A 23,702-nucleotide genomic window follows, 5' to 3' on the forward strand; every position below is an offset into this window, starting at 1 on the left:
CTTCGTTGGGGGTGGAATTGTCCCGCCGCAAGGGCCGAAGGCCGGCGCGGCGGGGGCGGTTTTGCGCCTTATCGGCGCTCTTGCTCCGCCGCGTCTGGCGGAAGCTCGGAATGGGATTTGGCAAGTGCTTCCGCTGCCTACCGCAGAAGCCGCTCGGCTTCGGTGATGTGGCCGGCGCTGCGCGCCGCTTGGGCGTAAACGGAGAGCGGAAAGCGCGCCTTGAACCAGAGGTCGCGCTCGATGCCGAGGCCAAGCCGGGCCCTGGCGCTTGCAAGCTCGGCAAGGCTGACGCTGCCGAGTTCCGGGAAGCCGAAGCCGAGGTCGCAAAGGCCGAACATTGTGTCGCCGTCGGCGTCGAGTTCGGTGAGAAGCCAGGTTGCTGCCCCGGTCGGATCGAACAGTTGCGGGACATGGTCGGTCTCGATGTCAGTTGCGCCATTGGCGAGCAGCTGGGCGCGCAGTTCGTCGGTGATCAAGATCATGGGAAAACTCCTCTCAAATCAGGTCGAGTTGATTTCTGTCGGCTTCATTGAGCAGCCCGGTATCGAGCGGCTTCTGCGCCGCGCGCGGGCGCGTCGGCCAAGAGGGCAAGGCGGTCGCGCGTGGTGACCGGCCGGACACGGGAATGAGCGTCTGCTCGCCTTGCGGCGTCGATTCGGTCTGCAGGGTGTCGGGATCGGGCGCGCTCATGCCGCGATCTCATCTTGTTGCGCGCCTTCGGTCTCGGCGTTAAAGCCAAGAAGAAAATCGGCGGCTTTGGAGGCAAGGCTGGCGGCGCGGAAGATGGCGCGATTTTCCTCGCGCAGCACCTTCAGCCATGTGCCGATATAGTCGGCATGGCGCACGGTCGGCTCGATGCCGAGCGTCGAGCAGACAAAGGCTGCGGCGATTTCAGCAACCAATTCCTCGCGCGCATAGGTCTTGGAACCGAAGGCGCCGGAGAGGTCGCGCGCCAGCCGCGCCGGGTGGCCGGTCCAGTGGCCAAGCTCGTGGAAGCAGGTGCGGTAATAGTCAATCTGCTGAAAAAATGCCGGCTGCGGCGGCACCTGAATGGTGTCACTGCCCGGCATGTAGAAAGCGCGATCGCCGCCGATGCGAAAATCAGCACCACTTGCATGAATGAGCGCCTCGGCCTGTGGGACAATCTCGCGTTCGGGCAGCGGTTCGGCGGCGGCATAGAGATGTTCGGGCAGGTTATCGCACTGCGCGACATTGAAGACGGTGAAGCGCTTCAAAAAAGGCACGGCCTGCGGCTCGTCGCCATCGGCCTTGGCCCGTTCCTTCTCGTCCTTTGGGACAAAGCGATCGGCATGCACGACGGTGGTGCCGTGTTCGCCCTTCCTGACATTGCCGCCAAGGGAAAGCGCCTGCCGGAAGGTGAGCCAGTTCTGGCTGGGGTATGAGCGCTCGATGACGGCGCCCCACAGGATCAGGATATTGATGCCGGAATAGCGGCGCTGGGTGGCTGCATTCCTGGGCAGGCCAAGGGCTGTCTTTGCCCTGCCCCAGGGCTTGACCCATGGCACGGTGCCGCGCTCCAGTTCGGCAACGATGCTGGTCTGTGATCTCCTGATAAAGGCTGGCGCCCGGGCGCCCGCCCTTAGCCGCGCCAGCCTCTGCGCTGGCGCAACGCTTGTCGTTTGCACGCATTCCTTTCGTCCTCCGCTAACCACTCGCCGCGCCTTTCCCCGGAAACGGGGTGGGCGGCGAGACGCGACCGGGAAGGCCCGCCGTCGGAGGCGGACCGCATCCGAAGGACCGGAACGCAAGAGGAGGACCCGAAGCGAAGCGAAGGGTTGCGGGATGCCGCGGCTGGCCTAGAAGGGAGTGCCGCCCACCGCGCCCCGCCGGGGAAGGCCAACAGACAAACCGCGCCGGCCGCCGGCGACCGTCAGCAGCCGACAGGCTGCCCGCGCCAGCGGGCGAAGCCGGATGGCCGAGACCGCCTGAGCCTGTCGAAGAAAAAGCGGGCTCGGTGCACGAGCACCCGGCACGCGCCGTCAGGCGCGCGGGCGCCGTCAAGCTTAGGCCAAATTGGGTTCTTCCGCATATCTGGTGCAGCGACTACTTTTTTCGGGTGTCCATTTGTCCGGTTGGGTCAAGCGGCTGCCAGAAGTCGGTCCGGAGGAGTGGATAGGCGGCGCGCCCGTACATCTGGCGCTTGATCGTCTTGAGGTGGTTGATCTGGCCTTCGACCGGGCTCGTACTCCAGGGCTGGGTGATTGGCGCCCGGACAGCCTCAATGTCACGGCTGAGACCTGCCGCAAGGGTAGCCAGTTCGCTGTTCATGGCATCGTCTATCCATTGACCGAGGCCTGCATCGTCATTGCCACGTATCATCGCGGCAAAGCGGCGGGCCAGGCCAGCCGCGATTGAAAGTTCCGGAGCATGTTCATGCAGATGGTGGAGGAACCGCTCGGTCTGCTCAGCCGACGTCGCGTGCTTCACGCTCGATCACATCGAAAGAATGGGGCCATTTCCTCGCTGCCGTGAATATTCAGTGCGACGCGCTCTCAGTCGGCGGTGAACAACACGTCCGTTGGTACGGATCGTCCGATAAAGTTGAACGCGGGTTCTGAGTGCGGCTCGACGTTGTTCTGGAAGCCGACGATTGAAGGCTATCAGCTCACAGCTGTCGCAATAGGCCTATTCGATGGCCCATCCGGTTTGCATCTCTCCTGATACCATTTGTCGGGGACAAGGACGACTGCTGCGAGGTCAGAGACGGTCTACCGCGGAACGACAGCTCAGCTGCGCCATGCGGACATCGGTTTGGCGTTCCGGTCGAGTTCGTTCAATCAGAACGAGGTCTTGATGCCGACCATCACTGTCGCCGCGGCAAAATCGCCGCCAACCCTGTCGTCGTCGCCGCCCTTCTTTGCGCCGGTCGGAATGTCATAGGTGTTGTAGTCGCCGCGAGCGGTGAACACCTTTTCGTAGGAACCGGAGACGAAGAAGCTGGTCCGCTCGTTGTACTGGTAGCCGACGCTGCCGCCGACTATCAGAACCGGCGCCGATTCGAAATCTTTCTCGAAGCGCAGGTCACGCAGCCAGTGATGATCGGTATCGCCGGCCGAGAAGGTCGTGCCGCCCTTCAGCGCAAAGCCGAAGTTCCAGCGATCCTGGACATAGGTCGCATCGATGCCGGCGAAGGCGACCGGCAATTTCTGCTGGTAGCTGATGACCTTTGCGCCTCCTGGGTAGTCGCCAACCCGATCCCGGAAGCCGTCATCGCTGGAGACGTAGGAGCCGCCATAGGCAGTCCACTTGACCGAGGTGTACTTAAAGCCACCGTTGACGTTGATCAGCAGCTGGCCGCTGACCTGGAAGTCGTGGCCGAGCGCGACGGTTGCCGAATAGAAGTGATCAAGATCGGTCTCGGAAAAGCGCGAACGGTCGCTCCAGTCGTTCCAGCCATCATTGGTCGAGAATCGCGGGTCCCAGTCATAGTCTTCCATGTAGCTGTCGCCGCTGAAGGCGATCTGGCCGGAAAGCTTGGCGGTCCAGCCGGCCTCGCTGCGCGCCGTCATCTCGGCTGAAACGACCGGAGCGGTGCTTTCCCAGATAAGGTGGCTCAGCTTGGAGCCGCTGCCGGGAGCCCGATAGACTAGCTCGTTGGCCTCGATGTCGATGACGCCGACGCCGCCAATGAAAGAGAAATTGGGATTGTAGGGCGCCGGTTCGCTCACCACCGCGGCACTGGCCATCGCCGGCCAGGCAGCGAGCAACGCTGCCGCTCCACCAAAGAGTTTCGCATACAATTTCATGAAACTACCCTCATAGGAATGATCCGTTATTCGGCTATACGCTGCGTAACCGGGTGCACGTCAGGTGCGGTCGTCTATGCAGCGCCCCTGTAGGTTGGCAGATTGCCGCCCTCGGCTCGGTTCCTCAACACTCAAGGAAAACGCCGTTAGCGTGACCCGATTGACGGCGGTTTTTGCCGATGCGTTCCGGGCGGCCGGCGTGACAGGAACCTTGCATTATCTGAGGCACACATTGCGATGACGATGCTGGTACGATTGAAGCGGCAGGCAGCGACCACGCCGGACCTCAATCCGCTGAGATCGTGGAGGTTGCTTTGAGCCAGTCCACAGCAGACACTCTGAATTTAGATTATCCGACAGAGCCGAGGGCCGACTTCCTCGAACCCGTTCCGCAGATAGAAATCGAGCGTGCGCTTCCATTTTGGTTGCCCGGGCGCTCCAACCTCAAGTCGCTTCCAACCACGAGCATGGCTTTCCTGCGAGGCGACCTCAAGCAGATGAGGGGCAATCCCTTTGGAGCGCATGTCGGGTCGAACATACAGCTCCGAAATATAGCCGAACTTGCCTCCCGCATGGATCGCCGTGCATTCATTCAGCACCATGATGCCGACCGGCTCGTCATCTGCACTTGCGATCACAGCGACCCGCCAGCGTCGGCAAGCACCGTCTCCGCGCTTTGTCTGACGACGTCGGGCGTGGGCGCTTTCCCGCCAGTGAGTTCATCCAGTAGCGCGTGAATGAAACGGGCGACCGTGTCTGCGTCCGTTGCGTTGGCGCTGCGGGTAGATATGGAAGGCATATTCTCTCCTGCTAGTGGTCAAAATCCCAGATCCATGCTGCCATCCCCGCAGGTCCGACTCACTTTTAGATGTAATGGCGGGAAAATGAACAGCGTTTTTTCATTAAATATATGTGAAAGAACTGCAAAACAAATATTACAAGCATGCAGGATTCCGGATGACTTGAGGTTAATTGCGCAGACAGGGGACCTTCTTACCGAAAAGCAACCGTGTTACTTCGTAACCGCACGGTGAAGCGGCCTTGCGGAGGTAAGATGAAGTTGCAAGTCTGGAAAGAGCCTGGGACAAAAGATACAGCCTGAAATGCCCGTGCGGCCAGAACGCTCGGATTATCACAGTCGAGCAAAGAGGACACTTGACGCATAACCTAGGCGATGCACCCGCTAGACCGGTTCCGCGCCTTCCCGGCCGCCTCAAGTACCCGGATGTGCAGATAGGCCTCGATGCCTTCCGGCAATTTGATAAAGCCAAAAACCCTTGCTGGTGTTGAACCAGATCACTTCGCGTCGACAGCGGGCGCGGTTACGGTCGACGAACGCTGAAAGTAGCTTGGCTCGGAAGACCGTTCCGCAAGACAAACCGCGTCATCGTCATGGCGATGCCGGCGTGGCTCGCGATGGTCTTTATGTTTGCCCATGATCGTCTCGACTTGCTTGAACAACGCACTGCGCTCCCGGCAGGAAAATCTCAATCGGGCGATGCGTTCATATCAATTCACCAGTTGGCCGCTTACCCGCTCTATCGCATCAGAATCCCGGCCGACCTGTTGCCACACGGGGTGGTCGACGATGGCGAGTGAGCAATATATGCGACAGGTCGAGCTGCTGATCGGAACGCTTCCCTATATCGCACGGCAGAGGGTTCCACTGGAGGGCGACACCGCCATCAACCTTTTCGATCGTGACATGCCGCGGGCTGCGTCTCACGCGGATGCGCATCCAAAATTTCGATTTACGCGCACTTTCCCCGCACAGCCTGCAGGAGGGGAGACGGGCAGCTTGTCGTTGAGTCGCCCGGCTAGATCAAACCCCGCCTGCTCGGCCTCGCGGCGCAAATTCTGGCGCGGCCTTGGCCCGATCTGCTGGATGACCAGTCCGGCCGCCAGCGAGCCGAGATCGCCGCACTGCTTCAGGCTGCCGCCGTGCGTGTAGCCGTAGAGGAACCCGGCTGCATAGAGATCGCCGGCGCCCGTCGTGTCGACCAGCTCCTTGATGGCGGTTGCCTGGATTACCCGGTCTCGTCGCCGCGCACGATGACCGAGCCCTTTTCGGAGCGAGTGACGGCGGCGATCTTGCAATCCTTGCGGATCTGCGCCAGCGCCTCGTCGAAGGACGCGGTCTGATAGAGCGACTTGATTTCGTGGCTGTTGGCAAAGACGATATCGACGGTGCCGGAGCGCATCAGGTCCAGAAACTCGTCACGGTAACGGTCGACGCAGAACGAGTCCGACAATGTCATCGACACTTCGCGCCCGGCGGCATGGGCGAGCTTCGCGGTCTGCCGGAACGCTTCCTTGGCACCCTCGAAATAGGTGACGGCGGCGCCCGACGCCTTGTCCGCCTCGACATCCTCCGGTCCGAGCTCGACGCAGGCGCCGAGATAGGTGTTCATCGAGCGCTCGCCGTCTGGGGTAACGAAGATCATCGAGCGCGCCGTCGGCGGTTCGCCGTTGAGCGGCCTGGTGTCGAAGGCGACGCCCTGCGCGTGCATGTCGTGGGCGTAGATTTCGCCGAGCGTGTCGTTCGAGACCTTGCCGAAGAAGGCAGCGCGGCCGCCGAAACTTGCGACGCCCGCCGCCGTGTTGCCGGCGCTGCCGCCCGAAGCTTCGATGGCCGGGCCCATGCGGCTGTAGAGCAGCTCGGCGCGCCTCGTGTCGATCAGGTTCATCGCGCCAACATCATTGATGCCGAACTATGACGTGCTTTGTATCGGTAATGCCATCCTCGACATCATCGCCCAGTGCGACGAGGCATTTCCTGGAAACCAACGGCATGATCAAGTCTCCGCACCACCGCCTTTCTGCTATGCCGGCCGGGCGCGGGTCTAGCGAGTTGAAAAGGGTTGCCGCATGCGCTTGATCCAGCGCCCTCACGCTACTGCCGGTCGTGACGATGGTCGGATTTCTGCGGCCTTTTTCCAGACCGCTGATGTACTGCTGGCTGAATCCGGAAATCTCCGCAAGCTGCTCCTACGTCAGACGCTTTTTTTGCCTGATTTTCTGCACATTGCGTCCGACCACCTGCGCATGTCCATGCACGAAGGTCAGCGGATTGGGCAGCTTAAATTTATCAACTATAATATGTAATCATCAACTATAATATGTAATGCACATCGTGCTTCCAGTCCGCTGGGGAAAACCTTCGCGGCGGCCACATTCCGGATATAGAATTAGCGATGCTACAGCCGAAATCGACTACGCCGATTGCTGACGAAGTCCCTCGGTCAGACAGCATCACCAGCTACGACAGGCAACATCGGACCATTTACCCGCATCCTGGACGCCTGCGCCGACAACGCCAGCGTGGAACAAATAGCCGATCTCATTCTTGCCATCGACCCGATCCTTGAACCGGTCCGCGCCCGCAAGGTAGTCCGCAGCCATATCGACCGCGCCAACTGGATGGTGACGAGCGGCAGCAAGCACCTGTTCGGCGGCTGAATACGGCGCGGATTGCCACGCCTTTTCAGACGAGAAAGTCCAGGTACGCCATTCATCAGTGCGCGGCCACGCGAAACGGCGCGGCGGATGCGATCGCGCAGGTGATCGCGAGGATCGTTTCAGTCGGAGTGGACGCGCCACTGGCCGATCAGCGTGAAGGGAGGGCGCTGGCGCATGGCAAAGGCTCGTTCGAAAAGGGCCTTCTTGCTAGCGCGGCACAGTTGCCGCGCAAGCTCCCGCCTTGGCTGCAACTACCGCGCTGGATTCTCCCCGCTCTTTTTGCTAGCGAGATATCTCTTTCGCTAGCGAGATATCATGAACAATCGACCTGCCTGGTCAAAGCACATCAAGCTCGGACCTGCGCCGAAGGTGCCGATAGTGAAGCCTTTGGCCAGCCCGCAGAAAGGAAACGCCCAATCGCGTGCGCAGGCCGACGACGCGCTGCTGAAACAGGCATATACCTTTCAGCAGGCCAAGCGGCTCGACGAGGCTCAGGATCTATGCCTTCGGGTTCTGGAGCGCACGCCAAACCATCCGCTCGCCTTATACATCCTGGGGACCATATACCTGGGTTACGACGATGAGCGGGCCTTGCGATATTTCGCACGGGCGGTCGGCGAGGAACCTAAAAACCCCTACTACCACCTCAGCCTGGGCGAGGCCTATGTGAAGGTCAGCGAGTATGCGCCAGCAATCAAGCATATGCAGTACGCCCTGGAACTGCAGCCCGGCCTTATCGAAGCACTTTGTGCATTGGGGCGCACTTACACGGCGTTTGACAAGCCCGACATGGCTCTGCCGCTTTACGAGAAGGCGCTGAAAATCAACCGCGATCATCCCAAGGTGCGAGCCGGGCTGGCCAGCGCGCTCAGCGGCCTGGGGCGTATGGATGAAGCCGCCGCCTATCTGAAGCAAGCAATCGCACGTCGTATTGGCGTGCCGGCTGCCTACAACGACCTTGTACAGACGCGAAACTTCACCGAGGAGCCCGAGGAGCTCCAATCCATCCTTCGTGAGCTCGGCAATCCGAAACTTGGTTCGGAAGGCGCGCAGCAACTCCATCACGCCGCCGGCAAGGTGCTGAACGACCTCAAGCGCTATGACGAGGCATTCGACCATTTCAACAAGGCGAAACAGGCCTCCGGCCAAAGGTTCGATATCGATCTGTATCGTCGGTGGGTCGATTCGATGATTGAAACCTTCACGCCGGACTTTTTGGCTGCCAGGGCCGGCTATGGAAATCCTTCCGAAGCGCCTGTGTTCGTGGTTGGCATGCCCCGCTCGGGGACGACGCTCACCGAGCAGATCTGCGCCAGCCATCCCGACGTTCATGGCGCAGGGGAGCTTAGCAAGCTGAGGCGGGTCGCGAATGCGATCGGTCTCAAGACATCATCGGCTGGCGATTTGAGCCAGCCGGTCACCTCGATCACGGAAGTCCTGTCCAGAACCTTGGCCGAAGAGCACCTGTCCTATTTGCGCGAGCGGGCGCCTGCCGCGCTTCGCGTCGTGGACAAGACGCCGCACAATTTTGAGCTGATCGGGCTCATCGGGCTTCTCTTCCCCAACGCGCGCATCATTCATTGCCGCCGGGACGCCATCGACAATTGCGTCTCCTGCTTCGTCCTCAACTTCAGCGAGGCACACAGCTACAACACCGACCTGAATACACTAGGCCTGTACTATCGCGAGTATGACCGCCTGATGCGGCACTGGAACGAGCTCTTTCCAGGCCATATCTTCGAAAATCGCTATGAAACGCTGGTTGAGGACCAGGAAGCCCAGTCGCGCCGCCTGATAGATTATCTCGGGCTGCCTTGGGATGACGCCTGCCTGCGATTTTTCGACAGGGATGGTTCGGTCAACACGCCCAGCCGCTGGCAGGTTCGCCAACCGATCTACAAATCGTCGGTCAAGCGCTGGAAGAACTATGAAAACGAAATTCAGCCGCTGATCCAGTCGCTGGGCGATCTTGCAGAGATTTGACTTGAGGTCGGCGATCCGCATTGTGTGGACCGCGGGGGTCGCAAGCGCATAGATTCGCGGGCCGATTTCTAGCGTGCGGCCGGCACCGGTCAGCATCCCTCCCTTCGTCATTTCCAGGGTCTGCGCTCCGCTTTCGCGTCGCTCCGCCCTGGGATGAGGAAGGCATGGTGGCTGATGCCCGTTCGCCGGCGTTGAGATTTAGAAATTGAAGGCCGATCCAGCAAAGAACGACCATGGCTGGTATTGCCGGCGTCATGCATCACGCAGCGCGACAGCCACGCCGATACAGAAAACCCGGCGGTTGCCCGCCGGGGTTCGCGTTCAGTCAAACGCTACTGATTAGAACGAGCGCTGGAAGCGGAGCTGGCCGCCGAAGTTGTCGTCGTCATCGGCACCGGTCCAGTTGCTGACGGTCTCATCACCAACATGGAGGTAGCTGGCTTCGGCCGTGATCGTCAGGCCGGGGACGATATCGTAGGCGATGTTCGCCACGACACCGAGATTCTCGCCCTCGTCATACGAGATCTGGGTGTTGAACGAGGTCTTCTCGTTGATGGTGTAGGTGCCACCGCCCCAGAGTGCCCAATTGCCGCTCCACAGCTTGTACATGCCGCGGCCGTTGGCGGGGATTGCGAAGCCACCATCCGTGTAGTTGTCGTCCGTGCCGTAGCCGGCCATGATGAACAGCGACAGGTTCTCCATCGGGGTGACGTCGAGGCGAACCTTGCCGGCCACTTCTTCATAATTGCTGTCGTAGGCAATGACGCCGGTGATCGCGCCCCAGCCCTGCGTCCACTTCACGCCGCCGACGACATGCGGGACGTAGCTGTCGATCGTGAAGTCGCCGTAACCTTGTTCGAGCGAAACCACGGCGGAGAAGCCGTTGCCGGCGTCGAAGTAGTACTGGACGACGTTGGTGTCGAAACCACCGTAGGGAACCAGCGTATCGTTCAAGACGTTGCCGGCGTAGCCGCTGAACGTATCGAAGGCCGATTCGTCCTTACCGACGCGCAGCCCACCGAGCTGGATCCAGGCGAAGTTCAGCGAGACGGCTCTGTTGTCGGCTTCGTTGAGGAGCGGAGATGTATCGCCTTGGGTGTTGCGGAAGTTGAAGCGGGTCTCGGTGTAGGTCTTCAACGTGCCGAGCTCGGTTTCCTGGCCGGTCCAGGTTCTCAGCGAGAAGCGAGCACGCTTCCAGTAGGTATCCTGCTCGTCGCCGTCCTCGACGTCGACGGTCCCCGCACCGGTGAACGTGCCGACGTCGCCGACGCCGATGTCGTAGCGGACATAGCCGCCGATGCGCAGGCAGGTCTCGGTGCCGGGGATGTAGAAGTAGCCAGCGCCGTAGACGTCGCAGATGCGGACGTATTCAGCGGGTTCCGGCTCGGCGACGACGACGGCGTCGGCGGCACGCGCACCGGAAACTGCGACCAGCGCCGCAGCGGAGCCGAGAAGAAGGCTCTTGATGTTCATTTTGATCTCCTTGAATGATTTGAAAAGGGCGAGGACGTCGATGGACGAACCGCTCCCTTGTCCCCACGATCGAAAAAGATGCGCATCACGAAGCATCCTTTCCGGCTCGGACGCTATTCACCGGACGGAATAGTGCAAGTTCAAACTCCGCTTCCGACCAAACCTTGCAGTATCAGTTGTATTTTTATCACTAAATTCTCAGTATTACTTGCACAAATTGAACAACTATACATTTATACAAATCGCACAATTGGTACATTGACTATTTGCGTACGCATCAAATCTGCACGAAAAACCACCGACGCCTGGCCAACGTCAGACCTCTCCAATCAGAGAAATGGCCTGGACGGCCGACGCAACGACTTCTGTGTTCGTACCTTCCCTGAGCAATTCGATAGGAACGCGGCCTTTGAGAAGAGGCGAGGGATTGATAAGCCACAGCCAAGCCAATCTGGGATCGGAGATCGAGGAGAGCACTTGCCGGATTCCGGGCATGGGCCTGCCGTCGATGAACTGAGCGAGGGGAAATACATGCTTGCGGGAGCCTCTTCGAAAGGCAACCACATCATTGTGCTTCTGCCACCAATGCAGCGTTGACCGCGGTATCCCAAAACGTCTCTCGAGATGCGTCGAGCCAGCAACTGGACCGGCCCACTCTGCAATGCGCGAGCCTTCTCTCGGATAATCTTTCAGTACCAAATGCCCGAGCGGATGATCGGCTGGCCGGGGTCGCGAAGCGATCTCACACGCCTGAGCGTTCAGCCGTCGCGCTGCTTCTGCCTCCAGCCTGCCAAGCAATTCAGCGGCCACGGCAGTCAAATCGGCGGAAGCAGGCGCAACAGCTGCCCTGTCAACCTGCCTCGCCTCATCACATTGGGCGAGAATGCGCTGCACCTCCCTCAGGACAAAGCTTGAAAGCTCGCTCTGGCGCTTTTCATCCGCAAGATTACTCGACCCGGACATACGTGGCTTTCCCAATATCATTCCATCAGCAATCCGCTGAAAGAGCGTTGAAGACCTGAAGCTTGGAGGACGGCGACATGTTGCGTCTTCGTATGCTCGCGACCTAGCAGCCGTCTTGCGGTTTCAACTCGTGCCTCTCAATTAAAAAGGGGAGAACGTCGATGGACGACTGTCTTTGCCCCCACGATCATGGGTGTTTGTCCCCGCCAGCTGCAAGTATGCGCGACGTGGTGTTCAGTTCGCCAATATAATATTCCGGACGATACCATCGCGTTTGCAGATGGCCGCGTCCCATAGACAACTGCCGCTGCTACGCGGGCAAGCCGATCTGGGGGTGTCCAGGGTCCCCAATCTGCGATACGTGCGTGAAATCTCCGAGAGAGTTTTGAAACGTGCAGCCCGTTGCCGGGCGCCGTCGCCTGCGGCGACGGGCTTAAATTGATGATGGGTTTCGCCCCCAAGACCGAGACGATTACTGCCGCAACGTTCCAGACCTTCGGCCGCGGCTCGGCCATAACCGCTTCCTCGACTTTTACCGAATTCATCGTCGGCAAGACCATCGATGAGCCCTTCAGATCACCCATCAGGACATGGCGGATTTTCTCGGCGCCCTGCCCCACACGACATACTCATAGCTCAACCGCCTCATCCTGGAGCGCGGCTTGCGGCTGATGAGCGAGTTCTTCCGTGCTGTGAGGCAGGCTTTCTAGGAGACACCAGGATTCTCACGCCTAATCCTCGTCAAGGCATCATCGCCATGAGCGACGTGATAGCGGCGTTTCTCGTGGTGATAGGCTTCGAGGAACCAGAGACCCTTCCCCGCAGCCTCCACCCGCTGAAACCTAATTCTGCGTGGAGTTCGGGCGAGTGGGTTTTCGGCATCGGGCCCCACGGTGGAACGAGCTGCAAAACGTGCAGTGGGACATTTCCCACATATTGCCGCGTCTCGTAAGCCAGGCGAGATGCTCCCTTGCTCACTCGAAGGCCGCTTAAGCAATGTCATATGCGGCTCTGCGGATTCTGCGACACCGATTTCGTTGGGGTAGATGGCCCCGGCGGACATTTTGCCACCGCACGGGAGCTTGCGTTGGCGGTCGAACAAGCATGGCGCGGGTCGGGAACTGGGCAGCGTCTTGTCGTGCTCACCGAGGCAGATGGGGTGGTTGCCGTCCTCCCCTAACGGCATCGCAATGTGCCAAAATGATGTGGCGTAAGCCACAGAACAGAGAGGACGGCGGATGAAGGATATGTTGATCGGAGTGGATCTGGCAAAGAATGTTTTCCAGCTACACGGGGCGTCGATGACAGGCGATGTGAAGTATCGCAAGAAACTGTCTCGCGGGCAGTTCTTCAGGTTCATGTCAGAGCAGCCATCGGCACTTGTTGTTATGGAAGCCTGCGGCAGCGCCCATTACTGGGCGCGCGAGTTGGTGAAGCTGGGCCATGCAGTCAAGCTGATCGCGCCGCAATATGTGCGCCCGTTCGTGAAGCGGCAGAAGAACGACGCGACCGATGCCGAGGCAATCGTCATTGCGGCCCGTCAGCCTGAAATGCGCTTTGTCGAGCCTAAGACCGCTGATCAGCAAGCGCGGGCGGTTCTGTTTCGGGCGCGCGAGCGTATTGTTCATCAGCGAACGGAATTGGTGAACGCTCTGCGCGCCGTTCTCTACGAATATGGGCAGGTCATTCCGCAGGGGATTGGTCACATCAAGCGCATTGAGGCGATTGTCGAGAATGCTGAGATCGGCCTGCCCGAGCTTGTGCAGGAGGAATGCCGCGACCTTCTGGCTCAGATCGGCGAGAAGACGGCCCGGATCGAAGAAAAGGCCAAGAAGCTCGCGGAACTGTCCCGGCAGAGTGAAACCGCGCGCCGGCTTCAGACCATGCCAGGTGTGGGGCCGCTGATCGCACTGGCCGTCGAAGCTTTCGCGCCAGCGATGCAGAGCTTCCGATGCGGTCGGGACTTTGCCGCTTGGCTCGGCCTCGTTCCACGACAGTTCTCTTCTGGCGGGAAAGAAAGGCTCGGCCGGGTGTCGAAGGCTGGTCAGGCCGACATCCGCAGGCTCCTGATTCTCGGGGCAATGGCCCGCGTGAGTTGGGCGGGTCGCAAACCGCCAGCGCAAGGATCGTGGCTTTCGCGGATGCTCGCGAAGAAGCCGCGCATGCTGGTGGCGATCGCACTGGCGAACAAGATGGCTCGGAAAATATGGGCCATGCTGACGAAGCAGGAAGATTATCGAGACCCGGCTCTGGCTGTGGCGGCGTGACAAGAAACCACGCGGATAACCAGGACTGGCAAGCAGGTGTGAGAAGTCGATGACCTGAATGGGCGCATGATCGAACAGATCTGGACCGGGAAAACCAGAAGTTAACTGAGGGCATAGAGCTCGTTTGGCAGATTTGGACCCGATCCGCAGATCACCATACCGGCCAGCGGCTTCTGAAAGTGCCGCAAATAAGGCCTGACAGAAGACCGCACTCGATCACACGTCAAAAAGGGTCAGACACTACTTGCGCAACGGACGGCAACCACAGAAGTTAACTGCCCACTGCGGTTTCCCAACGGCCTTCGGAAAAAGTTGGCGCAGCGCTGTCACGGCAGACACGGCACGTCGAGATCTGTCGAGCATCAGCCGTTGCGAAAGGTGTAGCCATAACCGTTGATGGCCGGCGCGCCGCCGAGATGCGCGTAGAGGATCCTCGAGCCCTCTGGAAAAAAGCCTTTTTGGATGAGGTCAATCATCCCTTGCATCGATTTGCCCTCATACACGGATCGGTAATCATACCCTCGAGCCGCGCACACAGGCGGATCGTCTCCTTGGTTTCCTCGGATGGAATGCCGTACCGCGGGTGCGCGTAGTCCTCGAGCAACACCACGTCATCCTCGGCAAGTTCCGATCCGAGCTCTACGAGGGTCGCTGTATGTCGGGCAATGCTTAGCACCTGCGCCTTGGTCTTGGCCGGGGTAGCAGAGGCATCGATACCGATCACGTTGCGCTGTCGACCGTCCGCGGCGAATCCGACGAGCATGCCGGCGTGCGTGGAACCGGTGACAGTGCAAACGACAATGTAGTCGAAGGCAAAGCCTAGCTGTTCCTCCTGGGTACGCACTTCCTCCGCGAACCCCACATAACCAAGGCCGCCGTATTTGTGGACAGAGGGACCGGCAGGTATCCCATAGGGCCTGCCGCCGCTTGCCTTGACCTCGTTAAGGGCTTTTTCCCAACTATGGCGGATGCCGATGTCAAAGCCCTCGTCGACCAGGCGCACCTCAGCTCCCAAGATGCGGCTCAAAAGAATGTTGCCGACCCGGTCGTAGACGGCATCGTCATGTGGAACCCAGCTCTCCTGAACCAGGAGACATTTCATGCCGATCTTGGCGGCAACGGCGGCGACCATCCGCGTGTGGTTGGACTGCACGCTGCCGATGGTGAAGAGCGTATCGGCATCCGACGCGATGGCGTCGGGAATGATGTATTCGAGCTTGCGCAGCTTGTTTCCGCCGAACGCCAGACCGGAGTTGCAGTCCTCGCGTTTGGCATAGATTTCGACCTTTCCCTCCAGATGCTTGCCGAGCCGGTCAAGTTTCTCAATGGGTGTGGGTCCAAAGGTGAGCGGGTAACGTTCGAATTTTTCCAGCATGTTCTCTCCGGCGATGATCATTCAGCTGAAAAAGCCACGCAAAACTCGTTCCATAAGCGCTGCTTGGATTGGTCGGCCGCGCTCTCTCCGATCTCCATCAGAGCCTTGGGGATTTCCAGCGCTTTCCTTGCGATTGAGACGAAGCGATCCACATGTCGGCATGCTTCGGTACGGGCTGACCTGAATGTCGGCTAAGTTAGTTGCGGCTTGTGGCTCGGACATCGGTTGGCCCGTATCTCTTCCTCAGTTTCTGTAAACCAACCCTTGCGGGTCGATTTCGGTCTTGCGGCCCGCGACCAAGTCGGCGAGGAATTTTCCCGAGCCACAGGCCATGGTCCAGCCGACATGGCCGTGGCCGGTGTCGAGATAGAGGTTTTTGTAGCGCGCCTGGCCGATCACCGGCACCGAGCTTGGCATCATCGGTCTCAAGCCCGCCCAAAGCTCGGCCTTCTTCTCATCGAAAGCCCCCGGGAACAGCTCCTTGCCAGTCTTGAACATGGCGGCAAAGTCGCGCGGCTGGAAAGTGCGGTCGAAGCCGGTGAACTCGGCTGTCGAGGCGAGCCGCAGGCGATTTCCCAGCCTCGAATAGGCGATCAGTTGGTCTTCGTCGACGCCACCCATCGTCGGCCCGTTGTCCTCGTCCTCAAGCGGCACGGTCGCCGTGTAACCCTTGACCGGATAGACCGGCAGGTCGACACCGTAGCGGCGGCCAAGGAGGCCGCTTTCGGGTCCCATCGCGATGACGACGGCGCCGGCGGCCACTGGACCGGACGAGGTGACGACAGCTCGCACCCTATCCCCCTCTATGTCGAGGCCCTTTACGGTAGTGCCGTAGAGGAATCTTACGCCAAGGTACTCGGCCGCGTAGACGGCGAGCTTTTCAACGAAGTGGCTAGAATCCCCGGTCTGATCGATCGGCGAATAGACGCCGCCGGCTATTTTTTCCTTCGCCGCGGCAAGACCAGGCTCGAGTTCAATTAGCCGATCGCGGCCGACAATTTCGATCGGTAGGCCATGCTCGGCGAGGTAGCGATAATTGTCGGTGCCGGTGTCGAGACTTTTCTGCGAGCGAAAGAAGTAGAGGATCCCCTTCTTGCGCTCGTCGTAGTGGATGCCTGTGTCGACCGAGAGGGCGTTGATGCAGTCGCGGGAATAGAGCGCTAAGCGCAACTTGACCGCGCTGTTGGCCCGCAGACGCGCTACAGTGCACTGGCGCACAAAGCGGAGGCTCCAGGCAAGGAAATAGGGATCGAAGCGCAGGCGTACCTTGATCCCTAAATCGTGGTTCCAAAGGGCCTGCAGGAACGTTCTGAATGCGGCCGGAGAGGCCCAGGCCGTCGCATCACCCGGAGAAACAAGACCGGCATTGGACTGGCTGGTGCCGCGCCCAGCCGTCGGATGGCGGTCGACCACTGTGACCTCATGTCCGTCGCTGGCCAGATAGTACGCGGCGGCCGTGCCGACGACGCCAGCGCCAAGCACCACTACTTTCATGTACGTTCCTCCAAAAAATGTGACCAGCGTGGCGTACATCGAGGCCCCGCTCTTTCACGCGCACGGCGGCTTCGCATCAATTACCGAAGCAGCCCCCGGCTTGCCATCGATGATATCGGCCATGCCTACCCCATTTTCTCCGAAGCGTAGCTCCCCGGGCTTGCCGGGAAGACGACGGTGCGGTTGCCGTTGAGGAAGGTGCGGAAGTGGATATGCGCATGGATGGCACGGGCGAGAACCTGGCTTTCCACATCGCGGCCGATTGAGACGTAATCCTCGGCCGACTGCGCATGCGTGATGCGCGCCGTGTCCTGCTCGATGATCGGACCTTCGTCGAGATCGGCCGTGACATAATGCGCCGTCGCCCCGATCAGCTTCACGCCGCGCTCATAGGCCTGCTTGTAGGGGTTGGCCCCTTTGAAGGACGGCAGGAAAGAATGGTGGATGTTGATGACGCGGCCCGACATCTTCCGGCAGAGCGCATCCGACAGCACCTGCATGTAGCGGGCGAGCACGATAAGTTCGGTGCCGGTCTGCTCGACGATATCGAGCAGCTGGGCTTCGGCCTGCGGCTTGTTGTTCTTCGTCACCTTGACGTGGTGGAAGGGGATATCGTGATTGACCACCACCTTCTGGTAATCGAAATGGTTGGAGACGACGCCGACGATGTCGATCGGCAGGGCACCGATCTTCCAGCGATAGAGCAGGTCGTTGAGGCAATGGCCGAAGCGCGAGACCATGAGCAGCACCTTCATGCGCTTCTTGGCATCGTGGATCTCGGCATCCATGGCGAACTTTTCCGCGATCGGCTTGAAGCCTTCGGCAAGCGCCGGCCCGCCGACCCCTTCCTCCGAGATGAAGGAGACGCGCATGAAGAACTTGCCGGTATCGAGATCGTCGAACTGGCTGGAATCGACGATGTTGCAGCCCTGCTCGGCCAGATAGTTCGAGATCGCCGCTACAATGCCACGTGTGGACTTGCAAGTTACGGTGAGTACGCAATGAGTCATATGGTCATCCGCTCTGAGTTGGCGCCGTTTCGGCACTTACCGCACTGGCGGAGCATGTCCTCGTATCCGTGCCTCTATGTCTCGCCTGACCGGTTAGATTGATGCTGCGCCATTGCCGTTGGGGAAAATGCCCTGGGATAAGCGCTAGAATTTGGCCGACTGGTTAAGTGGGATATAGCGGGAATCTCTCCGCCAGTGCCGACACTCGTTGCGCAATGCTTGCGTTGACTTCCAGTTCCTGCCCCGGCTTCGCTGCAGCGCGATCGAGGACATCGGCAATGATCTCCGCCAGTTCGGATGCTTCCGGTTCAGCCATCCCACGAGCTGCAATTGCGGACGCTCCCATCCGGAGTCCCGAGGTGACATTGGGTGACTCCTTGTCCTGCGGCACGAGGTTGCGGTTTGTCGTCACGCCGTGAGCTTCCAGTGTCTTTTGCGCGACATCGCCTGTCAGTCCACGCGTTCTGAGGTCAATCATCGTGAATGGCGTATCTGTTCCGCCTGTGACAATTCTGTACCCGCGTGCGCTCAAGCTGCTCGCCAAGGTTCGCGCGCAGCTCAGCACTCGTCTAGCGTATTCGGTAAACTCAGGCTGAAGGGCCTCACCGAAGCAGACGGCCTTGCCGGCGATAACGTCAGGGAGCGGCCCACCTTGAATGCCGGGGAATATCGCTGAATCGATTTTTTTCCCAAAGGCCGGATCGCGAGACATTATCAAGCCCCCTCGCGGCCCGCGCAAATTCTTGTTCGTCGTGGTGGTGACAAAGTCCATGTGGGGAAATGGGCTTGGATACTCTTTTGCCGCGATCAACCCGGAAAAGTGCGATACATCGGCAAGGGTGACCGCCCCAACCTGGGCAGCGATCTCTGACACCCTGGGGAAATCAATAGCACGAGGATAGGACGAGCCACCCACAATAATGAGCTTGGGATGATGCTGGCGAGCGAGCTGCTCCATAGTATCGTAGTCAATGAACCCATCAGGTGTTGTCCTGTAGGATATTGTCTTGAACCAACGACCGGATAAGTTGGACTTAAACCCATGGCTCAAGTGCCCCCCCGAGGAAAGGTCCATACTGAGCACGGTGTCGCCAGGTGTGAGTAACGCGAAATACACCGCCTGATTGGCCTGACTACCGGAATGAGCCTGCACATTCGCGTATCCTGCCCCGAACATCGCCTTAGCCCGCTCTATAGCGAGGCGTTCAATGGCATCGACGTTTTCGACGCCGGCGTGGTATCGCTTTCCCGGATAGCCCTCAACTGTGGTGAATACCACCATTGACCCCATCGCTTCCCGCACCGCTTTACTCATGTAATTCTTCGGGGCTATCAATTCTACCTGGCTACGCTGCCTCGACTCGTCTGCCAAGATGTAACGCGCCACTTCGGGATCCGCCTGAGCTAGCGGCTCCTCGAAAAACCATCTCTTTGCTTTCATGCCGAAGTCTCCGTTGGATTGTATAAAATCGGCGACAGCGCAGTCCCAATTAATACCGCTGTTATGCAATTGTCGCGCCGAGGAAAAACTCTTCTGTTCTCTGACCTACTTCTGCCGAGTGGGGAGGACAAATAGGTCGGACCTATCTCAGGCATCGACGGTGCCTATCGCCGAAACGCTGACGAATTCTTCCCTCGAAAAGGCCAGGCTTGCTGGCTCACTCACCAACGCGTAGGCGAATTGCAGCGGCTTCGGCTGGACACAGATTAGGCAGGAAGGCTCAAGCGGCAGCATAATGGATGTTGGTGGTCAAACGTGGAGCTTGAAGGATTTCGCGCAGCGAGTTTCAGTCATGAGCCAGGTTGATTGCGATCATGGAAAAAACGGCAGTTGGCGCCCGGCTGCATCGAGACGGACGCGAAGGCCACGGCGCGGCTGCCGCGCAAATGAGCTTGACCCCACGCAAAGCCTGCAAGCGTTCGACTACCGGCGCGAGTGGCCAGTCGAGCAGGCCGTCTTCGATTGCCTTTTCCAGGCGTGCTGCTCTTTCCCGGCACTGCGACTCTGCGAGGATCAACTCCTGCAGGACAGCTTGCTGACTGCGGAATGAGAAACTCAGTCCATGCAGCCATCTGAGATACCTCGTCCCCCAGGTCTTCAGGCCCGGGTAAATCTTGCCATGTCGCAACAGGAAGGATCGAATCTCCTGCCGCTTTCGGGTTCGGTCCTTCACCGCAGCCTCGCGGGCGCGGATCAGGTCACGCATAGCCTCATGAGCAGCGTCCGGTATCCAGATCTTCCGTCAGTTCACCGGCACGGAACAGCCGGGCGAGTTTCTCGGTATCGCGGCGGTTCGTCTTGACCCGATCGCCAGGCTTGCGCGGGATTAGAGATGGAGCAATCACGGCGCACTCGTGGCCAAGCGCTTCGATCTCCCGCTTCAGACCGTATCCGGTGGGTCCAGCCTCATAGCAAAATCTCAATCGCACACCTGGGCGTCCGAACTTGCGGACGAGACGGCGTACTGACGCACTATCGGACGATATCTCTCCGACATATCGAACCTCGCCGGTACGGCCGCTCTCGGCGGAAGCAACAGCATGCCGATCCTTCGCAACCTCCAATCCTATGAAAACTTCGCTATATTCTTCCATGGTTCGTCCTCCTGGCATGAGGATAGGCTCGACGAGCAACCCTCGCTTCAACACTGCCAGTGTAGGGCGAACCATCTCACAGCCGGCAACCAGAAAGGACATAAGGTCTTACCAGGCACATAGTCGACCTCCCCGACGTGAGTGCTTTCGCAGGAATCCGTCTCGACGATTTTGCAGAGGAGCGAATTTTGAGTACCTAGGGGGCAGGGTGAGTTTTCGATCGGGCTGCTGATCCGCGCTGATCTCGCGAGCCGCTGCGGTCGACGAGCTCGATCCCGACCCTACTTGATCAACTCAGCCCTGAGACTCGACCATGTCGCCAGTGCTGTCTCGACTCTCTGATGCAATCCATCGACAAGCGCCCGTTCCTGCTGTCTGGGCGGAGTGTAGACTTCAAGTTGGTACGGGAAGCAGTAGGCAGAGGCGAAAGAGTTTGTATTCAACTTTACGAGCGTGGCGTCGATCGAGTCCATTTCGCCGGCAAGTTGCGCCAGCTTGGATGCGGATACGCTCATTTTGCCGACATGAGCCTGGTCTGCCGTGCGTGTGCGCCATTTCCTGAGTTCGTTCATCGCTTTGTGGAGCCGATCGATATCCTTCAGTACCGCCAATTGCAGAGCGACCCGTTCCGCGTTTGCCCCTTCACTCCCAGCGGCGCGGGGATCAATGGCCAAGGTCAAAGGCTGCTCGTAAGTCCTTCCGTCAACACTGAGGCGCACCCTGTATCTGCCGGGTGTGACCAGTACGCCGCGAGCGAACCCGCCATAATAATAAGCTCCCGGAACCTGCTCTGGGTCGCTAGTGCGGAAGTCCCAATAAACCCTGTTCATCCCTACTTCGGTGGGGATCCTGTCTGAACGAACGGTGTCTGTGACATATTGGGGAGCCTGTTGCACTTTGCTTGCTTCGATGCTCGAGAGGCGGCGGATCAGCACGCCATGCACATCCAGGATGTCGAGAGTGACCTCTCCCCGGGGTCTTTTTGTCAGCACATAGTCAATCGCGGCTCCCGGGGGCGGGTTCTTGCCAACGGCGTCGGTTGAACCGCGATTCTGGGTGCCTACCATGTAAGCGGTCTTGGGCGCTAAGAGCATGGCTTCGCGCGCTCCCGCTCCGGCAGTGATCTGGCGCAGCGGCGTTACATTGTCGAGAATCCAAAAACCGCGGCCGTGGGTTGCGACCACCAAATCATCATTTTTTACCATGATGTCGTAAATCGGAGTGGCGGGAAGATTCAATTGCAGCGGCTGCCAGTGAACTCCGTCGTCGAGCGAAAAGAAGACCCCGCGCTCAGTTGCGGCATAAAGTAACCCTTGGCGTGCCGGATCCTCCCGCACCGCATGGACAACGGCATCTTCGGGTAAATCGCCCGCAATGGAGACCCAGGTCCTTCCGCCGTCAGCGGTTTTGAAGCCTGAAGGCTTCCAATCGTCGAGTCTGTGACTGTCGATCGCAACATACGCGGCCTCGGCATTGAACCGTGACGGCTCGATCATCGACACGAAGGACCAAGGAGCCACCCCGCCCGGCGTGACGTTGCTCCAATGGGTGCCGCCATCACGCGTCATATTGATCAGCCCGTCGTCCGAGCCAACCCAGAGCAGCCCCTTTCTGAGCGGGGACTCGGCAAGCGAAACAATAGTATCATAGCTGCCCCAAATTGCCTTCCACTGCTGCTTGCTCTTGTCATTTCGCGTGAGGTCGGGGCTGATCGCGGTCCAGTTGTTGCCCTGATCGGCCGATTTCCACACCATCTCAGATGCGGCGTACAGCACGTCCGGATCATGCGGTGAGAGCATCAGAGGGGAGCTCCACCAGTTGAAGCGGTGCGCGAGTTCGGCGCCCACTCCCCAGGGGTCGGGAGCAGCCGAAACGCTGATGTTCTGCCACTGTTCCTTCTGCTTGTCATAGCGGCCGATCATCTCGGCGGTCGCCGAAAAGATAATCATCGGATTGCGCGGATCCGGTATGACGAACCCAGTTTCTCCGCCGCCCGCCGGATACCACCAGCGAGGCCCGATTGCCCCTTCGCTGGAGTAGGAAGCGATTGCTATGTTCCCAAAGTCCTGCTGCGCGCCGTAGACCCAATAGGGAAAACGATTGTCGGCTGCGACATGATAGAATTGGGCGAGCGGCTGATTGTCATATGTCGACCAAGTCTGTCCTTCGTCGGTTGAGACGCTGGCGCCGGTGTCGCTGCCGCTGATGATCCGACGCGGGTCGGCTGGGTCGATCCATAGATAATGATGATCATAACCAGGAAATGGTGCAGGGGCGAAACTCTTGCCACCATCCGTCGAACGCTGCACCGCAGTATTGACAATATAAATGGTGTCCGCGCAGTGGGGATCGGCAAAAACCTTTCCGTAGTACAAGGGCCTGTTCCGAATTCGCGAGTCGTCGCTAGTCCGGGCCCAGTGCTCACCACCATCGTCTGATCGGTAGAGCCCTCCCCTGTCGGGCTCTCCGATTGGCGGGCTACCGAACAGCTTATCCGACCAATCGGCCTCGATCAGCGCGTAGACACGACGCGAATCCGCGCCCGAGACCGAAACCCCGATCCGTCCTAACGGCCCGTTAGGAAGACCGTTGCCTTTAAGTTCAATCCACGTTCTGCCTCCGTCCTGCGAGCGGAACAAGCCGCTACCAGGGCCAGCCGAGATATCCCCCCACGGACGCATGCTGACCTGCCACAGTGAGGCATAGACAATGTCGGGATTGTCCGGATCATAAGTGACATCGGCAGCGCCGGTGTTTTCGTCGCGATAGAGAACCTTTTTCCAGCTCTTGCCGCCATCGGTGCTTCTGAACACACCTCTTTGTGAATTAGGGCCGAACGGGTGCCCGATCGCAGCCACGAGCACGATATCGGCATTTCGGGGATCCACGACCAGCTCGCCAATCTGGCCGGTGTCGGACAAGCCGATATGGGTCCAGCTTTTTCCGCCATCGATCGACTTATAGACTCCTCGCCCATTGGTGATGTCGTTACGCAAAGCCCCCTCGCCGGTGCCGACATAGATTACCTGATGATTAGACGGCGCGACAGCAATCGCCCCGATTGAACTGTCGGGCACCTGATCGAAGATTGGCGTCCAATGTCCTCCATTGTCTTGCGTCTTCCAGACACCGCCCGCCGCCGCGCCGAAGTAGAAGAGACCAGGCTCACCGGGTACGCCGGTCACCGCAATCACCCGTCCCCCACGAAAGGGACCGATGTGCCGCCAGCGTAGCGCTTTGAACAGCGCAGGATCAATCCATCCGGATTTTAATGTTTTCATCAAAATGTACCTCGTTACCGATTCAAATCACCAGC

General features: G+C 59.4%; 18 protein-coding genes and 5 pseudogenes. 5 read left to right on the forward strand and 18 right to left on the reverse strand.

Annotation, left to right across the window (positions count from 1 at the left end):
- Positions 1-140: 140 nt before the first annotated feature.
- From A9K68_RS28105 to A9K68_RS32010, 7 genes and pseudogenes are all read right to left on the reverse strand, one after another.
- A pseudogene (locus A9K68_RS28105) lies at positions 141-482 on the reverse strand (DUF2958 domain-containing protein); the annotation flags it as partial.
- A 13-nt stretch (positions 483-495) separates the two neighbouring features.
- Positions 496-690, reverse strand: a complete 195-nt coding sequence (locus A9K68_RS28110; RefSeq protein WP_065007529.1) for a hypothetical protein — start codon at positions 688-690, stop codon at positions 496-498.
- Positions 687-1,650: pseudogene (locus A9K68_RS28115) on the reverse strand (zincin-like metallopeptidase domain-containing protein). The gene A9K68_RS28110 and the pseudogene A9K68_RS28115 overlap by 4 nt, the downstream one beginning before the upstream one ends.
- 414 nt (positions 1,651-2,064) lie before the next feature.
- Positions 2,065-2,448, reverse strand: coding sequence for a transposase (locus A9K68_RS28120; protein WP_203546867.1), 384 nt, complete (start codon positions 2,446-2,448; stop codon positions 2,065-2,067).
- 350 nt (positions 2,449-2,798) lie between these two features.
- Positions 2,799-3,767 (reverse strand): omptin family outer membrane protease, encoded by a 969-nt coding sequence (locus tag A9K68_RS28125; RefSeq protein ID WP_065006590.1) that lies wholly within the window; start codon positions 3,765-3,767, stop codon positions 2,799-2,801.
- A gap of 344 nt (positions 3,768-4,111) precedes the next feature.
- Entirely contained in the window at positions 4,112-4,369 is a 258-nt protein-coding gene (locus tag A9K68_RS32005; protein ID WP_246811256.1) for a GNAT family N-acetyltransferase, read from the reverse strand.
- 32 nt (positions 4,370-4,401) lie between these two features.
- Positions 4,402-4,566: a hypothetical protein gene (locus tag A9K68_RS32010; protein ID WP_246811257.1), complete on the reverse strand. Its 165-nt coding sequence runs from the start codon at positions 4,564-4,566 to the stop codon at positions 4,402-4,404.
- Positions 4,567-5,159: 593 nt separating this feature from the next.
- Here A9K68_RS32010 and A9K68_RS28135 point away from each other — a divergent pair.
- Positions 5,160-5,366: a hypothetical protein gene (locus tag A9K68_RS28135; RefSeq protein ID WP_065006591.1), complete on the forward strand. Its 207-nt coding sequence runs from the start codon at positions 5,160-5,162 to the stop codon at positions 5,364-5,366.
- 228 nt (positions 5,367-5,594) lie between these two features.
- On the opposite strand, the pseudogene A9K68_RS28140 reads toward A9K68_RS28135, so the two are convergent.
- Positions 5,595-6,460, reverse strand: a pseudogene (locus tag A9K68_RS28140) (adenosine kinase); the annotation flags it as partial.
- Positions 6,461-6,671: 211 nt separating this feature from the next.
- Positions 6,672-6,764: pseudogene (locus A9K68_RS32015) on the reverse strand (helix-turn-helix transcriptional regulator); the annotation flags it as partial.
- Positions 6,765-6,989: 225 nt separating this feature from the next.
- Between A9K68_RS32015 and A9K68_RS28150 the strand changes: the two are divergent.
- Together A9K68_RS28150 and A9K68_RS28160 are read left to right on the forward strand one after the other, a co-directional pair.
- Entirely contained in the window at positions 6,990-7,226 is a 237-nt protein-coding gene (locus tag A9K68_RS28150) for a hypothetical protein (protein WP_245430202.1), read from the forward strand.
- A gap of 315 nt (positions 7,227-7,541) precedes the next feature.
- Complete coding sequence (locus A9K68_RS28160) at positions 7,542-9,209, forward strand: sulfotransferase (RefSeq protein WP_065006593.1); 1,668 nt, start codon at positions 7,542-7,544, stop codon at positions 9,207-9,209.
- A gap of 339 nt (positions 9,210-9,548) precedes the next feature.
- Here the strand turns inward: A9K68_RS28160 and A9K68_RS28165 are convergent, their stop codons facing one another.
- Positions 9,549-10,682: a porin gene (locus tag A9K68_RS28165; protein ID WP_095780371.1), complete on the reverse strand. Its 1,134-nt coding sequence runs from the start codon at positions 10,680-10,682 to the stop codon at positions 9,549-9,551.
- 315 nt (positions 10,683-10,997) lie between these two features.
- Positions 10,998-11,645 carry a hypothetical protein gene (locus tag A9K68_RS28170; RefSeq protein ID WP_065008561.1) on the reverse strand — a complete coding sequence of 216 codons (648 nt, stop codon included), beginning with the start codon at positions 11,643-11,645 and terminating at the stop codon, positions 10,998-11,000.
- Positions 11,646-12,089: 444 nt separating this feature from the next.
- On the opposite strand from A9K68_RS28170, the gene A9K68_RS28175 reads away from it, so the two are divergent.
- Both A9K68_RS28175 and A9K68_RS28180 read left to right on the forward strand, forming a co-directional pair.
- A complete protein-coding gene (locus A9K68_RS28175) occupies positions 12,090-12,317 on the forward strand; it encodes an iron-sulfur cluster assembly scaffold protein (RefSeq protein WP_245430208.1) in 228 nt (75 codons plus the stop codon).
- Between the two features lie 566 nt (positions 12,318-12,883).
- Entirely contained in the window at positions 12,884-13,912 is a 1,029-nt protein-coding gene (locus A9K68_RS28180; protein ID WP_065006357.1) for an IS110 family transposase, read from the forward strand.
- Positions 13,913-14,274: 362 nt separating this feature from the next.
- Here the strand turns inward: A9K68_RS28180 and A9K68_RS28185 are convergent.
- The 7 genes and pseudogenes from A9K68_RS28185 to A9K68_RS28215 all read right to left on the reverse strand — a co-directional run bounded on the left by A9K68_RS28185 (position 14,275) and on the right by A9K68_RS28215 (position 23,667).
- Positions 14,275-15,287 (reverse strand): annotated as a pseudogene (locus A9K68_RS28185) (1-aminocyclopropane-1-carboxylate deaminase).
- Positions 15,288-15,530: 243 nt separating this feature from the next.
- Positions 15,531-16,781, reverse strand: a complete 1,251-nt coding sequence (locus A9K68_RS28190; RefSeq protein WP_065008916.1) for a D-amino acid dehydrogenase — start codon at positions 16,779-16,781, stop codon at positions 15,531-15,533.
- A 125-nt stretch (positions 16,782-16,906) separates the two neighbouring features.
- Complete coding sequence (gene purU, locus A9K68_RS28195; protein WP_163603082.1) at positions 16,907-17,791, reverse strand: formyltetrahydrofolate deformylase; 885 nt, start codon at positions 17,789-17,791, stop codon at positions 16,907-16,909.
- A gap of 163 nt (positions 17,792-17,954) precedes the next feature.
- Complete coding sequence (glyA, locus tag A9K68_RS28200; protein WP_065012406.1) at positions 17,955-19,232, reverse strand: serine hydroxymethyltransferase; 1,278 nt, start codon at positions 19,230-19,232, stop codon at positions 17,955-17,957.
- Positions 19,233-19,578: 346 nt separating this feature from the next.
- Positions 19,579-19,998, reverse strand: a complete 420-nt coding sequence (locus A9K68_RS28205) for a hypothetical protein (RefSeq protein WP_065012407.1) — start codon at positions 19,996-19,998, stop codon at positions 19,579-19,581.
- A gap of 4 nt (positions 19,999-20,002) precedes the next feature.
- Positions 20,003-20,386, reverse strand: coding sequence for a hypothetical protein (locus A9K68_RS28210; RefSeq protein WP_065012408.1), 384 nt, complete (start codon positions 20,384-20,386; stop codon positions 20,003-20,005).
- Positions 20,387-20,667: 281 nt separating this feature from the next.
- Positions 20,668-23,667: a hypothetical protein gene (locus A9K68_RS28215; protein ID WP_065012409.1), complete on the reverse strand. Its 3,000-nt coding sequence runs from the start codon at positions 23,665-23,667 to the stop codon at positions 20,668-20,670.
- Positions 23,668-23,702 lie beyond the last annotated feature (35 nt).

The sequence above is a fragment of the Mesorhizobium sp. AA22 genome, from assembly GCF_001672375.2.
Classification (GTDB): Bacteria; Pseudomonadota; Alphaproteobacteria; order Rhizobiales; family Rhizobiaceae; genus Mesorhizobium; species Mesorhizobium wenxiniae.

Bases quoted from the DNA above. Each gene is read 5' to 3' on its own strand.
- A9K68_RS32005 (WP_246811256.1), bottom strand. From the start codon at position 4,369: ATGGTGCTGAATGAATGCACGGCGATCCATGCGGGAGGCAAGTTCGGC.
- purU (WP_163603082.1), bottom strand. From the start codon at position 17,791: ATGACTCATTGCGTACTCACCGTAACTTGCAAGTCCACACGTGGCATT.
- A9K68_RS28215 (WP_065012409.1), bottom strand. From the start codon at position 23,667: ATGAAAACATTAAAATCCGGATGGATTGATCCTGCGCTGTTCAAAGCG.
- A9K68_RS28165 (WP_095780371.1), bottom strand. From the start codon at position 10,682: ATGAACATCAAGAGCCTTCTTCTCGGCTCCGCTGCGGCGCTGGTCGCA.
- A9K68_RS28160 (WP_065006593.1), top strand. From the start codon at position 7,542: ATGAACAATCGACCTGCCTGGTCAAAGCACATCAAGCTCGGACCTGCG.
- A9K68_RS28190 (WP_065008916.1), bottom strand. From the start codon at position 16,781: ATGAAAGTAGTGGTGCTTGGCGCTGGCGTCGTCGGCACGGCCGCCGCG.
- A9K68_RS28205 (WP_065012407.1), bottom strand. From the start codon at position 19,998: ATGCGTGACCTGATCCGCGCCCGCGAGGCTGCGGTGAAGGACCGAACC.
- A9K68_RS28170 (WP_065008561.1), bottom strand. From the start codon at position 11,645: ATGTCCGGGTCGAGTAATCTTGCGGATGAAAAGCGCCAGAGCGAGCTT.
- A9K68_RS28125 (WP_065006590.1), bottom strand. From the start codon at position 3,767: ATGAAATTGTATGCGAAACTCTTTGGTGGAGCGGCAGCGTTGCTCGCT.
- A9K68_RS28135 (WP_065006591.1), top strand. From the start codon at position 5,160: ATGGCGATGCCGGCGTGGCTCGCGATGGTCTTTATGTTTGCCCATGAT.
- A9K68_RS28110 (WP_065007529.1), bottom strand. From the start codon at position 690: ATGAGCGCGCCCGATCCCGACACCCTGCAGACCGAATCGACGCCGCAA.
- A9K68_RS28210 (WP_065012408.1), bottom strand. From the start codon at position 20,386: ATGGAAGAATATAGCGAAGTTTTCATAGGATTGGAGGTTGCGAAGGAT.
- A9K68_RS32010 (WP_246811257.1), bottom strand. From the start codon at position 4,566: ATGCCTTCCATATCTACCCGCAGCGCCAACGCAACGGACGCAGACACG.
- glyA (WP_065012406.1), bottom strand. From the start codon at position 19,232: ATGAAAGCAAAGAGATGGTTTTTCGAGGAGCCGCTAGCTCAGGCGGAT.
- A9K68_RS28180 (WP_065006357.1), top strand. From the start codon at position 12,884: ATGAAGGATATGTTGATCGGAGTGGATCTGGCAAAGAATGTTTTCCAG.
- A9K68_RS28175 (WP_245430208.1), top strand. From the start codon at position 12,090: ATGGGTTTCGCCCCCAAGACCGAGACGATTACTGCCGCAACGTTCCAG.